The sequence below is a fragment of the Tianweitania sediminis genome, from assembly GCF_017813335.1.
Lineage (GTDB): Bacteria > Pseudomonadota > Alphaproteobacteria > Rhizobiales > Rhizobiaceae > Tianweitania > Tianweitania sediminis.
The window spans coordinates 73,862-89,333 of record NZ_JAGIYY010000007.1 but is presented as its reverse complement, the minus strand read 5'-3'; the positions used below and the strand labels follow the sequence as shown (position 1 = coordinate 89,333).

The 15,472-nt window shown below is 62.9% G+C and carries 14 protein-coding genes and 1 pseudogene; 11 read left to right on the top strand and 4 right to left on the bottom strand.

The genetic code is table 11. From position 1 onward, the window contains the following. Window positions 1-118: 118 nt before the first annotated feature. On the bottom strand, window positions 119-1,351 hold the full coding sequence (locus J5Y06_RS17200; protein WP_209336422.1) for a site-specific integrase: 1,233 nt from the start codon (window positions 1,349-1,351) through the stop codon (window positions 119-121). Window positions 1,352-1,477: 126 nt separating this feature from the next. Between J5Y06_RS17200 and J5Y06_RS17195 the strand changes: the two genes are divergently transcribed. Both J5Y06_RS17195 and scpB read left to right on the top strand, forming a co-directional pair. Further along, complete coding sequence (locus J5Y06_RS17195; protein WP_209336421.1) at window positions 1,478-2,494, top strand: DUF1403 family protein; 1,017 nt, start codon at window positions 1,478-1,480, stop codon at window positions 2,492-2,494. Window positions 2,495-2,499: 5 nt separating this feature from the next. Then, a complete protein-coding gene (scpB, locus tag J5Y06_RS17190) occupies window positions 2,500-3,213 on the top strand; it encodes an SMC-Scp complex subunit ScpB (protein WP_209336420.1) in 714 nt (237 codons plus the stop codon). 237 nt (window positions 3,214-3,450) lie between these two features. On the opposite strand, the gene J5Y06_RS17185 is transcribed toward scpB, so the two are convergent. From J5Y06_RS17185 to J5Y06_RS17175, 3 genes and pseudogenes are all read right to left on the bottom strand, one after another. Continuing rightward, window positions 3,451-4,878 carry an MFS transporter gene (locus J5Y06_RS17185; RefSeq protein ID WP_209336419.1) on the bottom strand — a complete coding sequence of 476 codons (1,428 nt, stop codon included), beginning with the start codon at window positions 4,876-4,878 and terminating at the stop codon, window positions 3,451-3,453. Window positions 4,879-4,956: 78 nt separating this feature from the next. After that, window positions 4,957-5,502: pseudogene (locus tag J5Y06_RS17180) on the bottom strand (membrane-bound PQQ-dependent dehydrogenase, glucose/quinate/shikimate family); the annotation flags it as partial. Further along, window positions 5,388-5,954, bottom strand: coding sequence for a CoA transferase (locus J5Y06_RS17175; RefSeq protein WP_245248046.1), 567 nt, complete (start codon window positions 5,952-5,954; stop codon window positions 5,388-5,390). The gene J5Y06_RS17175 and the pseudogene J5Y06_RS17180, both read right to left, overlap by 115 nt. Window positions 5,955-6,071: 117 nt before the next feature. On the opposite strand from J5Y06_RS17175, the gene J5Y06_RS17170 reads away from it, so the two are divergent. From J5Y06_RS17170 to J5Y06_RS17130, 9 genes are all read left to right on the top strand, one after another. Continuing rightward, window positions 6,072-7,253, top strand: a complete 1,182-nt coding sequence (locus J5Y06_RS17170) for an acyl-CoA dehydrogenase family protein (RefSeq protein WP_209336417.1) — start codon at window positions 6,072-6,074, stop codon at window positions 7,251-7,253. After that, window positions 7,250-8,026: an enoyl-CoA hydratase/isomerase family protein gene (locus J5Y06_RS17165; protein WP_209336416.1), complete on the top strand. Its 777-nt coding sequence runs from the start codon at window positions 7,250-7,252 to the stop codon at window positions 8,024-8,026. The genes J5Y06_RS17170 and J5Y06_RS17165 overlap by 4 nt, the downstream gene beginning before the upstream one ends. A gap of 319 nt (window positions 8,027-8,345) precedes the next feature. Then, on the top strand, window positions 8,346-10,001 hold the full coding sequence (locus J5Y06_RS17160; protein WP_209336415.1) for a thiamine pyrophosphate-binding protein: 1,656 nt from the start codon (window positions 8,346-8,348) through the stop codon (window positions 9,999-10,001). Between the two features lie 61 nt (window positions 10,002-10,062). Continuing rightward, window positions 10,063-10,842 carry a fumarylacetoacetate hydrolase family protein gene (locus J5Y06_RS17155; RefSeq protein WP_209336414.1) on the top strand — a complete coding sequence of 260 codons (780 nt, stop codon included), beginning with the start codon at window positions 10,063-10,065 and terminating at the stop codon, window positions 10,840-10,842. A 37-nt stretch (window positions 10,843-10,879) separates the two neighbouring features. Beyond that, window positions 10,880-11,650: an SDR family NAD(P)-dependent oxidoreductase gene (locus J5Y06_RS17150; protein WP_209336413.1), complete on the top strand. Its 771-nt coding sequence runs from the start codon at window positions 10,880-10,882 to the stop codon at window positions 11,648-11,650. A gap of 13 nt (window positions 11,651-11,663) precedes the next feature. Beyond that, on the top strand, window positions 11,664-12,428 hold the full coding sequence (locus tag J5Y06_RS17145) for an SDR family NAD(P)-dependent oxidoreductase (protein ID WP_209336412.1): 765 nt from the start codon (window positions 11,664-11,666) through the stop codon (window positions 12,426-12,428). A gap of 48 nt (window positions 12,429-12,476) precedes the next feature. After that, a complete protein-coding gene (locus tag J5Y06_RS17140) occupies window positions 12,477-12,782 on the top strand; it encodes a DUF1330 domain-containing protein (RefSeq protein WP_209336411.1) in 306 nt (101 codons plus the stop codon). Continuing rightward, the gene (locus J5Y06_RS17135; RefSeq protein WP_245248017.1) at window positions 12,748-13,968 is read left to right on the top strand and encodes an alpha-hydroxy acid oxidase; all 1,221 of its coding nucleotides are present in this window, start codon (window positions 12,748-12,750) and stop codon (window positions 13,966-13,968) included. Before J5Y06_RS17140 ends, J5Y06_RS17135 begins: the two co-directional genes overlap by 35 nt. Window positions 13,969-14,179: 211 nt before the next feature. Beyond that, the gene (locus J5Y06_RS17130) at window positions 14,180-15,457 is read left to right on the top strand and encodes an ABC transporter substrate-binding protein (protein ID WP_209336410.1); all 1,278 of its coding nucleotides are present in this window, start codon (window positions 14,180-14,182) and stop codon (window positions 15,455-15,457) included. The last annotated feature ends 15 nt before the right edge of the window (window positions 15,458-15,472 follow it).

Sequence of the window (15,472 nt, the reverse complement as noted above, 5' to 3'; positions counted from 1 at the left end):
CGCGAAGGCGACCGAGTGTCGGTTTTACTTCCCGACTTCAATTGAAGCGCTAAGGTAAAAATCCCACCCTCCCGAGCCACTATCCGGCGGCCGAAAACGGGGGAGGGGAGGGGGCTTTTTACAGCCCCGAGGCCTTCGTGAGGTTTACCCGGAAGCGGTCGCGCCGCCGCTGATACTTGCGGGTCATCTCTGCGCTCGAGTGGCCGAGCTGCTTCTGGACATAGCGCTCATCGACCTCGGCCGAGGACGCAAGGCCGGCGCGAAGCGAATGGCCGGCAAACATCATTCCGCGTTGGCCTTCGGGCAGATCTCCGCGCACGCCAGCCGCCAGTGCGGTCCGTTTTACCAGGCGGGCGACCTCCTGGTCGTTGAGCCGATTGGCGCCGACCGTCTTGCCCTGGCCGGTGACACGCCGGAAGAGGGGGCCGTGGGCGATGCGCGCGAGCTTGAGCCAGGCTTCAAGCGCCACAACCGGGCAGGTCGCATCGGACGAGCCGCGCCCGACCTCGACCTCGCGCCAGCCGGTCTTGCCGCGCAGCCGCAACAGCATGCCCTTGTCGAGGATCTCCACCCAGCCGGACGAATCCTCGGTCTGGTCACGGCCGCAGTCGAGGCCGACGACTTCGGATCGGCGCAGGCCGCCAGCAAAGCCGAGCAGCAGCATGGCCCGGTCGCGCAGCCCGCGCAGCGTCCCGCGGTCGAGCGTTTCCAACATGGCGATCAAGTCCTCGGGCAAGACCGCCTCTTTCTGGCGGGGCGGGGCGGCATGCTTGTTGCGGATGCCGGCCATGACGGTGGCGATGTGGCGGTCCTTCCTGTCGAGCGGCTGGCCACGCTGCGCATAATTCCACGTCAACGCAGAGAGGCGGCGTTCGATCGTCGACACTGAATTGGGCGTCTTGTCGCCGGTCGCCTTTCCCGAGGCGCAGGCGGTGATGTAGAGGCCGACCACCTGGGGATCCGGCGGCAACATCTCGACGCCCTGACGCCGGCACCAGCTCGCAAACTGCTTCCAGTCCGAAGCGTAGGCGCGGCGCGTGTTGGCCGAGCTCGCCGCCTCGACATAATCGCGGGCCCGGTCGGCCAGCGCGTCGAGGTGCGCCGGCAGGCGTGGGTTCGAGACGACCGGAAGAGGAGGGGAGGGGGCTCCGGCGTCCGCCGGCGGCTCTTCCGGCACGCGGCCCATCTCCAGGACGACATCGATGATGTCGGGCAGGTCGTCGGCGATCCGCTCATCGTGCTCGGTCGGGCCAGCCGCCGCGGTCTGGTCGACACCCGGGGGCGTCTCCTCTGATCGAGCGGAGCCGAGCGGAGTACGATTTTCGAGGTTTTGGTCGACGATTCGGGCCATTCTCTATATAAAGAGCAATACGAACGATAATGCAACATTATCATTCGTTTTGAGTTGGCGACAAGCGCGGCGGTTAGAGGGCGAAAGCATTGCTAAAAGCGCCGCAATGATTCATCCTGTCTCGCGATGATTCTCCGTCCCAAATCTTCTCCACGCCATCACAGCACGCTCACCGGCGTCGCCCCGCTCACTCAGGTGTCGGCGGTGCCGACTTGGATACGCAGGGACATCCCGAATGCGCAAAGCCTTGCGGGAAAAGACGTCGAGGACGTGGCGCTCGCCGCGGGCGCCGCCATCGGCGCGCTCGACGCGGTGGTCCGCCGGAAGGAGCGGTGGGCTGGCGCCTGGCGTCAGCAGCAGGCGCTTTTGGCGGCCGCAGTAACGGCCAAGCAGGCCGGCCGCGTCGAGGATGAAAGCGCGCTGCGCGACGCCCTGCTGTTGACGAAACCCGGCGATGATGTCGGGCCCGCCGGCCGCATGCTTCTTGCGTGGCGTCGACTGGCAGCACGGCCCGCTGAGGAGCTGCTGACGAAGAAAAGCCTCACCTGCGTTCGCGAAGAGTTAGGTTGCGCCCCGGATGAGGAGGGGGTCAGTGACCTGGTGGATGATCTCCGGCAACTCAGTGCCGACACCGGAACGGTCGGCATGCTGACCGGCGTGTTCATCACTGCGGAACGACATGGTTTTGGGCGCGCCCTTGGAGCTTGGCTTGCCGACGCCCTACTGGCGCAGCGGCTGGGTTGGGTCCACGCGGTGCCGCTGTTCGGCGCCGAGGCAGCCTTGGGAACAAGCGCTCGCTCGCGTCGATTGGCAGCCGCCTCTGTGGCGACAAGCGTTGGGTCAGATGCTGAGCGTATCAAAAATCTGCTTGCCGCGCAGGCGCGTGCTGCGTTGCGCGCCGTCGATCTGTCAGCCGAGCTCGGGCGTCGCGCGGATCGACTGCTCGCGGTTTCGCCAAAACTCAGGGCCAAGGCGGCCGATACCGTCGTCGACAAGCTTTTGTCCGATGACGCCATCGTTGCGTCCGAGAAAATCGCTGGCATGAGCGACCGCGGCCTGCGTCGCCTGTTCGATCGGCTGGTCGAACTCGGCGCTGTGCGCGAGCTGTCGGGTCGGCCGACCTTTCGAATTTACGGCTTGTAACGGCGATGGCGGAGGCGGCGCGTAAACGACGGGGCAGGGCGGACGAAGATGCCCTGTTCGATCGAGAGTTGGATCATCTGCCGCCGGAGGCGCGCTGGCGCGAATGGATGCATCGGGTCGAGGCCACGATCTTTGCCGCACAAGAACCGGTCGGCCGCGAGACACTGGCGAGGATCGTCGGCAAAGGCTGCGCCATCGAGCTTTTGATCGACGACATTCGCGAGGAACTGCGTGGCCGGCCATACGATCTGGTCGCAGTCGCCGGCGGCTGGAAGCACCTGACCCGCCCCGCCTATGCCGACGCGATCCGGGCGGCGGTCGGCGGCAGTGAGACGAAAGCCGACCTTACGCAGTCCGAAGTTCTGGTGTTGATGTGCATCGCCTACTTCCAGCCGATTACCCGTGCAGAACTTTCTTCCTTCTTTGGCAAGGAAGTGTCGCGCGACCTGATCGGCCGTCTGCGCGGCGCCAAGCTGATCGCCTCCGGGCCGCGCAGTCCCACGCCTGGTGCGCCCTATACCTACGTTACGACAAAAGAATTCTTGCTCGAGTTCGGCCTCGCCACGCTGCGCGACCTGCCGGATTTCGAGGCGCTTGAAGATGCAGGCCTGTTGAGCAAGGAGAAACTGCTGACAGGGGATATTCCGGTCGGGTTATTGGGCCAGGAGGGTGACGAAGAAGAAGCAAAGATCGATATCGTTGGAGACGAGACGTTCTGAATGATAGCGACGACCAAACTGGCGGGCATCGAGATGGTTCAAATGTCCCTCAAACGGCTGAAATTTGCAGCGCTGCCACCCAAGCCGGGTAAACCCGGGTGGACGTCTGCTGCGCCAACCCGGGAACGTCGGGAATACACTTTGTTGCGACGCTAGTTAGAAAGCCGCAGATGCGCTGCGTTCGGCGCCGTCTCGATCGATCCGTGATCCCGCCCTGCGTTCGCTGGTGTGTGGCGCTTACGGCGCCGGATACCTGAGCCCGGAATATCCCAACCTGATGGGGGCTGTCAGTGGCTCGCCCTCCGTCACGATCGATTTTAGCTGTTGATATCGACGTCCTTCGTTTCCGATCAGGAGCGAGATGAGGGTCAGCACAGCCATGGCCGAAAGGTAGATGCCTACCCAGAACGGGCTGCCGCCACCGGCGCTCCAGAGCGCCACGGCGATGAAGGGCGCAACCGCTGCTCCGAGGATCGAGGAGACGTTGTAGGAGATGCCGGAACCCGTATAGCGGACATTTGCCGGAAACAGCTCCGGCAGCAGCGCGCCCATCGGGCCGAAGGTCATGCCCATCAGCGCAAAGCCGATGATGAGCCAGGCCATGACGCCGACGTTTCCGGCTGCGAGCATGGGCACCCAGAGCAGACCGAACACGAAGATCCCGAGAGTGATCCAGATAAGCGTCCTGCGGCGGCCCCAGCGATCGGCCCAGGGGCCGGAAACCAGCGTGAAGATGCCGAAGAACACAACGCCGATAATCATCATCAGCACGAAGGTGGTGTAGTCGTATCCGAGACCCGGAACCGCGCCCGCAGGAGAGGCGCGGCCATAGCTCAGCGAAAAGGTCGTCATCAGGTAAAACAGCACATAGGTGGCAAGCATGTAGAAAGTGCCGAGGATGAGCTGTTTCCAATGGCTCTTCAATACCGACCCCAATGGCAATTTCCTGATCTGTCCTTTCCTTACGGTATTCTCGAACGCTGCGCTCTCGACGAGACTGAGGCGCACCCAAAGTCCGATGGCCACCATGATGATCGAGAAAAGGAAGGGTATGCGCCATCCCCACGCCAGAAACGCAAGCGATGGGCGCGACGGGTCGTCCGAGGGCAGTGCGGCGGCGATCACCAGGAACAGCCCGTTTGCGATGATGAAACCGATGGGCGCGCCGAGTTGCGGGAATGTGCCGTAGACAGCGCGCTTGCCTTTTGGCGCATTCTCTGTCGCGACCAGCGCAGCACCGCTCCATTCTCCACCGAGAGCAAAGCCTTGCGCCAGGCGCAGCACCACCAGCATGGCCGGCGCGAGCCAGCCTGCGGTCGGATATGTTGGCAACAACCCGATCAGGAAGGTGGCGACGCCCATGGTGAGGAGCGCGCCGACCAGCGTGATCTTGCGGCCGCGCCTGTCACCGAGATGCCCGAAGAAGATTGCGCCGAGCGGGCGCGCCAACATGGCCGCGCCGAACACGGCGAAGGATGCCAGCAGCGCGGTCGTATCGTTGCCTGCCGGGAAGAACAGATGCGGGAAAACCAGCACTGCCGCCGTGGCGTAGACATAGAAATCGTAGAACTCGATGGTGGTGCCGATCAGGCTCGCAAGAACGACGCGGGAACGCGGATTGGCGGGAGTAGCCCCCGCCGGGGCCGATGCAACTATGGATGACATTTCAAGGGATACCCGAGCAGGAATATGACGGCAGAGGCCTGACCGCCAGTGGCGGCCAGGCATTGATTTTCAAAGATGCTAGCTCTTCGGCAGCGCGTAGGCCACGATGTAATCGCCGCGATCGGGAGATTGGCGCGCGCCCCCGGCGGACACCACCACGAACTGTCGCCCGCTCTCCGGCGATACGTAGGTCATCGGTGTCGCCTGCGCGCCGACCGGAAGCCTTCCCTTCCACAGTTCTTCGCCGGTTTTCACGTCAAGCGCGCGCAGATAATAATCCTGCGTGCCGGCATAGAACACGAGGCCGCCCGCCGTGGTGGTCGGCCCTCCGAGCGAAGGCATTCCGATCGGAATCTGCAGCCCGGTCTTGATGCCGAGCGGACCCGTATCCTGAAGCGTTCCGGCCGGAACCTGCCAGACGATCTGGCGCGACTTAAGGTCGATGCCGGTGATCGTGCCGTAAGGAGGCTGGTGGCATGGCACGCCGAGCGGTGACATGAAGCCGTTCTTCAGTGCGCCGTAAGGCGTGCCGAGCTGTGTTCCGAGTCCGTCATGGGCAGCCGATGGACCGTAATTGTCGGCCTGCTCGCGAGGCAGCAGGATGACGAACTGCGGCATGCGGATGCCGCAGAAGACCCCGTCGCGTAATCGATGTAGGACACGGCGGCGCGCATCGGGCGCTGCCCGGTTCCGCTCAGATACATGGCCCCGCTCAGCGCCTGCCCCATTCCGTCAAAGCCGACCCGGTTGCGGTCGTTGCCGGAATAGGCAAAAGCCGAGATCGTTGTCAGGATGATGTCCCTGCGCAGGTGCTTCAGGCTCTCATAGTCGAGGCCGAGCTTGTTCAGCGATTTGTAGGGCAGGTTGATCACCACCACGTCGCTGGTTGCAATCAGCCTTTCAAGTATCTCGCGTCCGGCTGGCCGCTTGAAATCGAGCGTCAGCGATTTCTTGTTGCGGTTCACCTGCATATAGAGGCTGCCGCGACCCGGCGTGCCGATCGGCATCACGTCGCGGTCTGATGCGCCCTGCGGGGCCTCCACCCGGATGACTTCCGCGCCCTGATCCGCCAGCATAGCAGCGCAAAGCGGCGCTGCGATGTAGCGGCCCAGATCCACAACGCGGATTCCCGAAAGCCCTCCGGGTCCGTGAACGAGCTGGCAGATTTGATGAATTCCTGGAGGAGTAGACAGATGAGCGAGCTTTTCTTCACCGAGGAGCAGGAGGAATTCAGGCAGACGGCGCAGCGCTTTGCGCGCGAACGTCTCCAGTCAGGCTATATCCAGCGAGCCAAGCTCCATATTATGGACCGCGCGCTGATGAAGGAGATGGGCGCGCTGGGGCTGATCGGCGTGGACCTTCCGGTCGAGTTCGGCGGGCTGGGTGCAGGGTCGGTCACGTCGGGGCTGGTCATGGAGGAAATCGCCTATGCCGATTTCAACATGAGCTATGTGCTTCTTCTGGCCTCGCTGATGGCGGGCATGGTGGCGAAATATGCTTCGCCCGACATTGCGCGCGAATGGGCGCCACAGGTCATTTCCGGCGACAAGATCATCGCTCTTGGGCTGACCGAGCCCGGCGGTGGATCGGATGCAGCCAACCTGCAATTGCGCGCCGAAAAGGCACCGGACGGCTGGCGGCTGAACGGCGAGAAAACCTCGATCAGCTTTTCCACGCAGGCCGACGCCGCCGTGGTCTTTGCGCGCAGCGGCGATCCTGCGGGGGGATCGCGGGGCGTCAGCGCCTTCTTCGTCGACCTCAATTCCAAGGGCGTCACCCGAACGCATCTCGATGATATCGGCACGCGGCCAGTCGGGCGCGGCTCGCTGTTCTTCGACGACGTGCATGTGCCTGCGGAATGCATCATGGCCGAGCAGGATCGCGCCTTCGGGACGATCATGGCCGGTTTCGACTACAGCCGCGCGTTGATCGGGCTGGAATGCGTCGGGCCGGGTCAGGCATCTGTGGATGAGAGCTGGGCCTATACGCAGGAGCGGCAGGCGTTCGGCGCGCCGATCATCCAGTATCAGGGGGTGAGCTTTCCGCTCGCCGAAGCCGAAACGCAACTGACGATGATGCGCCAGCTCTGCTACCATACGCTTGCGCTGCGCGACGCCGGGCGCCCGCACACGGCGGAAGCGGCAATGTGCAAATGGTATGTGCCGAAGGTAACATGCGAGATCATCCACCAATGCCTGCTGCTGCATGGTCACTTTGCCTATACGAATGGCCTTCCGTTCCATCAGCGCTACAATGATGTCCTGGGACTTCAGATCGGCGACGGGACAGCGCAGATCCAGAAGCTCGTCATCGCCCGCGAAAAGGTGGGACGCGTGGCGCTGCAATATGCCGCTCGCCGGGCAGCCGCCAAATGAGCGCACCCGTTATCATACAGGTCCAGGACGGCATCGGGATCATGTCGCTGAACCGTCCCGACAAGTTCAACTGCCTGTCCTTTGCCGCCCATGAAGCCATCCAGGAAGCGTGCAGCACGCTTGAGGCTGACGCCTCGGTTCGAGCGATCCTGATCCGGGCCGAGGGAGAGCATTTCTGCACTGGTGCGGACTTGCAGGAAATTACCGGCATAATGGACGACGCTGCGGCGGTCGAACGATTCATGAGCTTCGGCCATAAGACAATGACGCGGATTGAAGAAAGTCCGCTGCCGGTCGTCGTCGCGGTTCAGGGCTTATGCCTCGCTGGCGGTCTGGAACTGATGCTCACCGCGGATGTCTGCTTCGCGGCCGAAGGAGCACGGTTCGGCGACCAGCACTCAAGGTTCGGCCTGCTGCCGGGATGGGGCGCCAGCCAGCGGCTGCCGCGCCTCATCGGTATGCGCCGCGCGCTCGACCTGATGTACTCAGGCCGCTGGCTGGGAGCCGAGGAGGCGCGGCTCATCGGTCTCGTCAACTATGTGATATCCGACGCGGCTCTGAGCGAAGAAGCGATGAAATATTGCCTCGAACTTGGCGTGCGTGCGCGCAGCGGCCTGTCGGAAATGAAGCGGCTGGCCCGCACGGGCGCCGAAATGCCGCTGACTGATGCCTTGCAGCTCGAATGCGATGCGGTGGTGCATCATCTGCAAGGAACGGACGCTGCCGAGGGCATCGCTGCCTTTCGGGAGCGGCGCAAGCCATCCTTCAAGTAAGTCGCGGGCGCGCCGGCAGTGTGTCTGCTATGGAATGCTGACGGCACGCTACGAATTGGCGGCCATGCACCGGCCACCCGGCGCCGAACGAATCCGAACGGCCTCCCTGAAATCCGATGAGATCGGGTTTTCAGGTCACTTGACATCAACTTGATTTTGAACAATCGTTAGAATCTAAGTTGACTGGCGCTGTGACGCACAGCACCCGGTCGCCGGTGCAGAGACATAAGGTTCGCTTGCTCTTTCCCAGCCTTCACATGCCACCCATGCCGGGCGGGATGTTGGGCTGCTTGCTGCGAACCCGGGAGGAAGAATTTTCATGACCGACTACACCGTCGGAGACCTTGTCGCCGAGTTCCTGGAAGGCTGCGATGTTGATGTCGCGTTTGGCATTGTTTCCGTACACAACATTCCGATGCTCGATGCCATCGGCAGGCGCAGCCGCATCCGCTTCGTGATGGCGCGCGCGGAGGTTGGCGCGAGCCACATGGCCGATGGTTACGGACGCGCCAGCGGCAGGCTTGCCGTGCTCATATCCAGCACCGGGCCGGGGGCGGCGAATGCCGTGCCGGGGCTGCTGGAGGCCCAATTTGCAGGCACGCCGCTGCTGCACATAACGGGCCAGAGCCCAAGCCGCTTTACCGACCGCAACAACGGCATGGTGCATGATGCGCGCGACCAGCTCGGCATGCTCAAGTCCGTGTCCAAATCGGCCTATCGCATCCGTTCGCCGGAAGAGGCGCTTGGCGTGCTGACGCGGGCGGCGGTGGACGCGCTTACCGCGCCGTTCGGGCCGGTCAGCGTCGAGGTTCCGATCGATATTCAGAAGGCGAAGCTGGCGCGCCCGGAAACGCTGGACGGTTTCCGCCTGCCGCTGACACCGCCGCGCACTGCAACCGGCTTTGAACTCGACGCGCTGGCGGACCGGGTCGCCAAGGCGCACAGGCCGATGCTTTGGTTGGGCAACGGCGCGCGTGAAGCCGGCGACGTCGCGGAGAAGTTTATCGATCTGGGCTTCGGCATGGTTTCGAGCCTGGCCGGGCGCGGCATCGTTCCCGAAGACAACCCGATGAACCTCGGTCCGCTCAGCGGTCACGGCATTCCGATTGTCAACGACTTCTACCAAAGCGTCGATCTCATGCTGGTGGTGGGTTCACGTTTGCGCGGCCACGAAACGGGCGAGTTTGCAATCAAGCTGCCGGAGAACCTCGTTCACATCGACGTCGATCCGCTCGCGAACGGGCGCACCTATTCCAACAAGCTTTTCGTGTGCGCCGACGCTTCCGACACCCTCGGCCAGCTCTACGGACGCATCGCCAACCGGATCGCGGTGGAGCCTGCCTTCAAGCAGGATTTCACCGAGCTGAAAACGTCCGCCCGCCGCATCTTCCGCAAGTCACTGGGACCCTACGCGGATTTCGCTGAGCAGCTCCGCCAAGTGACGCCGCGCGACGCGCTGTGGGTTCGCGACATCACTATCAGCAATACGACCTGGGGCAACAGATTGTTCGAGGTGCTTGCTGCCCGAAGCAGCATCCATCCCGTCAGCGCAGGCATCGGGGAGGGGCTTTCGCTCGGCGTCGGCGCAGCCGTTGGCGCGAACGGACGCAAAACGGTCATTATGACAGGCGACGGCGGCTTCTTCTTCAACGTCAGCGAGCTGTGGAGCGCGATCCAAGAGAAGCTCGACATCACCATTATCGTCATGAACGACAATGGCTACGGCGTCATCAAACACATCCAGGACACCACGGCGAAGGGCCGCAGATATTACACCGACCTCGTCGCGCCGCCGCTTTCCGAAGTGGCGGGCCTTGCGAAGATTCCCTACTGGCGCGTCGATGATCCAGCCCGCTTCGGGGCAATCGCCGGAGAGGCGATAGGCCAGCGCGGACCGAACATGGTGGAGGTGGACATGCAGGCGATAGGCACGCCTCCACCCTACTATCCGTTCGCTCCGGCGCCGACCGAGTAGATTCAAACACACACGTGCTGCGCAGACGTGCGGTCGGCAGCAACAATCGGAGGAAGACACGATGCGTATCGTCCGCTTTGTCAGCGCGACCACGACAACCCCGTCCTACGGTCTGGTCGAGGGCGATCAGGTTCGCACCGCGGAAGGCTCGCCCTTCGATGGCGAACTGCAGCCGACGGGAACCCTGACGCCGCTTTCGCAGGTGACGTTGCTTGCCCCGTGCGAGCCGACCAAGATCGTCGCCGGCGGCATCAGCTACCGTTCGCACGCCAACGAAATGAAGCTGCAAATTCCCGATGAGCCGGTCTTCTTCCTGAAGCCTGCGACCTGCATGACGGGGCACAACGCGGAGATCGACTATCCGCGCCAGTCGGAGCGGCTGGAATATGAAGCCGAGCTCGCCGTCATCATCAGGAAGAAGACCTACAAGGCCTCGCCCGAGGAGGCCAAGGCCAACATCCTTGGCTACGCCTGCGCCAATGACGTGACGGCGCGCGATATCCAGGCCAGGGGCGGCAACATGGTGCAGCTGTGCCACTCCAAGGCATTCGACACCTTCTGCCCGGTCGGACCGTGGATCGAAACCGAACTGGACGCGAACAATGTCGATGTGAGCCTGACCGTCAACGGCGAGACGCGCCAGCAGGGCAACACCTCCGACATGATCTTCACGATCGAGGAGATGGTTAGCTTCTTCTCTCACATCATGACGCTCCTGCCGGGCGACGTGGTCTTGACCGGCACGCCCTACGGCGTCGGCGAAATCAAGTCTGGCGATGTGGTCAATGTGACGGTGCAGGGCATCGGAACGCTGAGCAACAGGGTCGGGTTCAAGAGCTAGGCTCCGGCTGACGGGCCACGGATTCAGGGAGACATCGATGAACGGCCAATCGACACAAACAGCTATCGTCACCGGCGCGGGTTCAGGGATCGGTCGCGCCATCGCGATTCGCTTTCTGGGCGGCGGGTGGCGCGTCCTCGCAGCCGAAAAGGACAGTGCCGGCCTCAAATCCCTTCTGGACGAGCAGGCAGGCGCGGGCGAGCGTCTCGCCGGATTCGAATGCGACGTCGCTGCCGAAGGTGCTGCGGACAGGATATTCGACAAATGCGAGAGCGCATTCGGAAAGGCGGACTGCCTTGTGAACAATGCCGGCAAAGGCAATGCCAAGGAAGCGACCTCCACCTCCGACGCTGACTTCCAGTTCTTCGTCGATCTGAATCTCGGCAGCGTGTTTCGGCTGAGCCGCACCGCGGTGGATCGCCTCGCGCCGCAGGGGAATGTCGTCAACATCGCCTCGGTGTTCGGCATGACGGGGTTCAGGGGCAGCGCGCCCTATTCAGCCGCGAAGGCGGGGGTAATCGGCCTGACCAAGCAGATGGCGTCGGACTATGGCCGCAAGGGCATCCGGTTCAATGCGGTCTGCCCGGGCATCACCGTGACAGCCGGGACCGCCGAGCGCATCCAGAGCAACAAATGGCTGATCGAAGCCATGGTTGGAACGGCCCCGCTAGGCCGGCTGGGACAGCCGGAAGACATTGCGGAAGCCGTCTTCTTCCTTGGATCGAAGGCAGCGTCCTATGTGTCCGGCGTCGTGCTGCCCGTCGATGGCGGCTGGACCGGCACGCACTATTACCCCGACCTTGCGTGACCGGAGTCGAGACATGACATCTCTCAATGGAATCAGCGCAATCGTCACCGGCGGTGCATCCGGCATCGGTGCTGCGATCTGCCGACATTTCGTCACGCAAGGCGCAAATGTCGTCGTGGCCGATCTGCAGGAAGACCGTGGTCAGGAACTTGCGCGGGAACTCGGCGCGGCGGCGGCGTTCGTGCGCGTCGATCATACCTCGCTTGAGGACAACAAGGCGGCGGTCGATTTCGCCGTCGAGCGGTTCGGAAAGCTCGATGTGCTTTGCAATAACGCGGGCTTGCTGGTCGAGGGCAACATACTCGACCTGAGCGCCGATCAGGTCGAACGGGTCATCCGCACGAATCTCGTCGGACCCTATCTGATGACGCAGGCGGCCTTGCCCGCCCTGCGAGCTAACGCGGCGTCGAACGACCGTTCCATCCTTTTCACAGGCTCCGTGCAGTCTTCGAAGGGAAGGCCGCGCTTCACGGCATACGCGTTGACCAAGCATGGCATTGCCGGATTTGTGAAGGCGCTTGCGCTTGAACTGGCCCCTGAAGGAATCCGTGTGAACGGCGTGGCGCCCGGCCCGACGGACACGCCGCTATTTCGCGAGGCGGTTGCTGCCGCTGAATCGCCGGAAGCGTTTCATGACCGGTTTCGGACCGGAATACCCCTGCAGCGGCTGATCCAGCCGGACGAAGTCGCCAGCGTTGCGGCCTTTCTGGTCTCGCGAGGAGCGAGCGCGGTCACGGGGGCGATGTTCTCCGTCGACGGAGGCGTTTGCGCGGGCTGAGGCCGTTACAGGCAGGCGACGAAATGAGGCGCAGGGAGGAACAGGCGCATGGCTAAAGCATACATCGTGGCGCAGGTCGATCACGCCGATCCGGACGCGATCGCGGAATACCGGGAAAGGGCCCCGCTCTCCGTCGGCCGGTTCGGCGGACGCATGCTCGTGCGTGGCGGTCGCCAGGAGTCGCTGGAGGGCGCGGAGCCCCGCAGCCGGGTCGTCCTGATCGAGTTCCCGTCCTTCGACAGGGCCAAGGAATGGTACGATTCGGAAGAATATACCGCTCTGCGCGCAATCAGGATGGCGGCCTGCGACGGCGACCTGTTTGTCGTCGAAGCGCTCGAAAAGCCCGTTCCTTAGCCCGCTCAATACCTTCCTCTCATGCCCTGGATTTCAGCCGATGGCGCGATACGAGAAAGCACATTGCATTGAGGATTTCAGGCGGATTGCGCAATCCAGCCTGCCTAAAATGGTGTTCGATTTCATCGATGGCGGATCGGGAATGGAAGCCACCCTGCGCGAGAATCGCGCCGCGCTGGACAGGGTCAAGCTGGTAGCCTCGGCTCCGGTCAATGTGGCTACGCGCGATCAGTCGGTGACGCTTTTCGGCCAGACCTACGCTATGCCGCTCATCATCGGGCCCACCGGCCTCGTCAGCGTGGCGTGGCCGCAGGGCGAACTGGTGCTGGCGCGCGCGGCCGGCAAGGCGGGGATACCCTATGTCATGAGCACCGCCGCCTCGGCCACCATGGAAGACGTGGCGCGCGCGGGTGACGGTCGCAAGTGGTTCCAGCTCTATGCGTTTCGCGATCGCGAAATCAGCAAGGCAATGGTCCGCAAAGCCGCCTCGCTGGATTTCGAGGTTATAGAAATTGCGGTCGACAATCCGATTCCGGGAACCCGGCTGCGCGACAGCCGCAACGGTTTCTCCATTCCCTTCAAGTGGACGCCGGGCAAGCTGTGGAACGTCGCGACAAGGCCGGGATGGCTGTGGCGGATGATGCGCAACGGCGCTCCCAAGATGGAGCTTCTGAGCGAGGCGTTCGGTCTTCAGGAAGCGCCGACCATCGCAGCCGTTCTCCAGAAACAGCTCGATCCGGGCGTGGACTGGGATTACATCCGGGAGTTGCGGGACCTCTGGCCGCGCGCCTTCGTGGTCAAGGGAATGCTCGATCCTTCCCATGTCGAAGCTGCGGTTGCGAGCGGCGTCGACGGCGTCGTGATCAGCAATCATGGCGGGCGTCAGCTCGACGGCGCAGCGTCCTCCATCGAGATGCTTCCCGAATTCGTCGCGGCTGCCGCCGGAAGGCTGACCATGCTGATCGACAGCGGGTTCCGCACCGGGACGGACATTGTGAAGGCATTGGCGCTGGGCGCGCATTCGGTCCAGGTCGGTCGGCCGACCCTGTTCGCCGCTGCGTCCGGGGGACAACCGGCGGTCGAGCGCGCGCTGGCGGTTCTACGCAACGAGATCGACATTGCGCAGGCGCTGCTCGGAGCCGCCGCAATCTCCGATCTAAACCCATCACACGTTAGATTCCGGTAGATGGCTTGGAATGTCGTCGGCTTGTGAAGGCAAGCTGACAGCTTGCGAACGTATTGGAATTCATGGAGAAAATATCATGGTTGGTGGGTTTGGAATGGGGATTCGAATCCGCTTGAATAAAATCTAACATCTGTTAGTTATGGGGGGACACCGCGGGAAGATAGGGCTTCCGACGCGGTCGCCGTCATCACAACTTCTGGGAGGAATCGACATGGCTCGCTCGTCAAGACTCAATCTCAACAGGCGAACGCTCTTGCAGGCCGCCGGCGCCGGCGCGCTCACTCTGGCAGCACCCGGAATTTTGCGGGCGCAATCCAAGCGGCCGGCTGAAGTGCATATCGGATCGCTGTTTTCGTTGACCGGCCCTGCCGCGGCTTTCGGAAATTCGGGCAAGAACACGTTCGAGCTCAGCATCAATGAAATCAACAACGCCGGTGGCATCTGGGGCGACGGGACGGGCATCATCAAGATGACGTTCGCGGACGACCAGAGCAAGGCGGAGGTCGGCGTTGCCGAGATCGCGCGGCTTTCCCGCGACCCGGCGATCGTCACCCTGCCGTGTCTTGTCGCGGGCCCCTCGATCCTTCAATCGACCATCGAGGCCGAGCGCCAGAAAATCTCCATCATCAACATGGCGTCGACGCCGCCGGAGATCAACGAGCGTGGGCTGAAGTACACCTTCAGCACCTGCAACAACGCTGACGGCATGGTGAAGGCCTATCTCGAGTTCACGAAAGGCATCATCGACAAGTCGGGCGTGAAGCCGAACAAGGTGGCGTTCGTCTTCGAGAACAAGTTCGGCGGGCCGTCCTATCATCGCGCCTTCCAGAAGTTCGCCCCGACCACGGTCGACTGGAATATCGTGGAGAGCTACCCTTACGATCCGGTCGCTTCTGATTTCGGTCCGCTCATCTCGCGCCTGAAGGCAGACGAGATCGATTTTCCGATTGTTATTTCATTCCCGCAGGACGCGGTGCTTATCGTGCGCGCCATGATGGAGCAGGACTACAATCCGCTCGGCATTTCGTCGGTCTATGGCGCGATGCCGAACCTCGAATTCATTCAGGCGCTCGGCAAGGCGGCGGACTACATCATGGGCCAGTCGCCCTTCCTGCACGACCTCAATGTTCCGGCGAGCCAGAACTTCGTCAAGCTGTTCAAGGAGAAGACCGGCCGGCTGCCCGATCCGCTGGCAGGCGTCAGCTACAACGGCTTCAATGGCGTCATTGCCGCCATCCGCGCCGCCGAAGATCCGAACGACCGCGACTCGGTGCGCGACGCGCTGGCCGCGCTCGACATCAAGGTCGGCGATCAGGGCGTCGTCATTCCCGATGGCATCAAGATCAGCGAGAACGGAGCCAATCCCGTCAGCCGTGGTGCCTATTACCAGATCCGCGACGGTCTGCACCGTGCGGTGCTGCCGGCTGAATTTGCGACGACCGAGGTTGTCTATCCGCGTCCGAAGTGGGACGAGATCATGAAGGGCTAGCCTTCGGGCCGGCCT

Coding starts and splice junctions, on each gene's coding strand:
- J5Y06_RS17200 (WP_209336422.1), bottom strand. CDS start 1,351: ATGGCCCGAATCGTCGACCAAAACCTCGAAAATCGTACTCCGCTCGGC.
- J5Y06_RS17195 (WP_209336421.1), top strand. CDS start 1,478: ATGATTCTCCGTCCCAAATCTTCTCCACGCCATCACAGCACGCTCACC.
- scpB (WP_209336420.1), top strand. CDS start 2,500: ATGGCGGAGGCGGCGCGTAAACGACGGGGCAGGGCGGACGAAGATGCC.
- J5Y06_RS17185 (WP_209336419.1), bottom strand. CDS start 4,878: ATGTCATCCATAGTTGCATCGGCCCCGGCGGGGGCTACTCCCGCCAAT.
- J5Y06_RS17175 (WP_245248046.1), bottom strand. CDS start 5,954: ATGCTGGCGGATCAGGGCGCGGAAGTCATCCGGGTGGAGGCCCCGCAG.
- J5Y06_RS17170 (WP_209336417.1), top strand. CDS start 6,072: ATGAGCGAGCTTTTCTTCACCGAGGAGCAGGAGGAATTCAGGCAGACG.
- J5Y06_RS17165 (WP_209336416.1), top strand. CDS start 7,250: ATGAGCGCACCCGTTATCATACAGGTCCAGGACGGCATCGGGATCATG.
- J5Y06_RS17160 (WP_209336415.1), top strand. CDS start 8,346: ATGACCGACTACACCGTCGGAGACCTTGTCGCCGAGTTCCTGGAAGGC.
- J5Y06_RS17155 (WP_209336414.1), top strand. CDS start 10,063: ATGCGTATCGTCCGCTTTGTCAGCGCGACCACGACAACCCCGTCCTAC.
- J5Y06_RS17150 (WP_209336413.1), top strand. CDS start 10,880: ATGAACGGCCAATCGACACAAACAGCTATCGTCACCGGCGCGGGTTCA.
- J5Y06_RS17145 (WP_209336412.1), top strand. CDS start 11,664: ATGACATCTCTCAATGGAATCAGCGCAATCGTCACCGGCGGTGCATCC.
- J5Y06_RS17140 (WP_209336411.1), top strand. CDS start 12,477: ATGGCTAAAGCATACATCGTGGCGCAGGTCGATCACGCCGATCCGGAC.
- J5Y06_RS17130 (WP_209336410.1), top strand. CDS start 14,180: ATGGCTCGCTCGTCAAGACTCAATCTCAACAGGCGAACGCTCTTGCAG.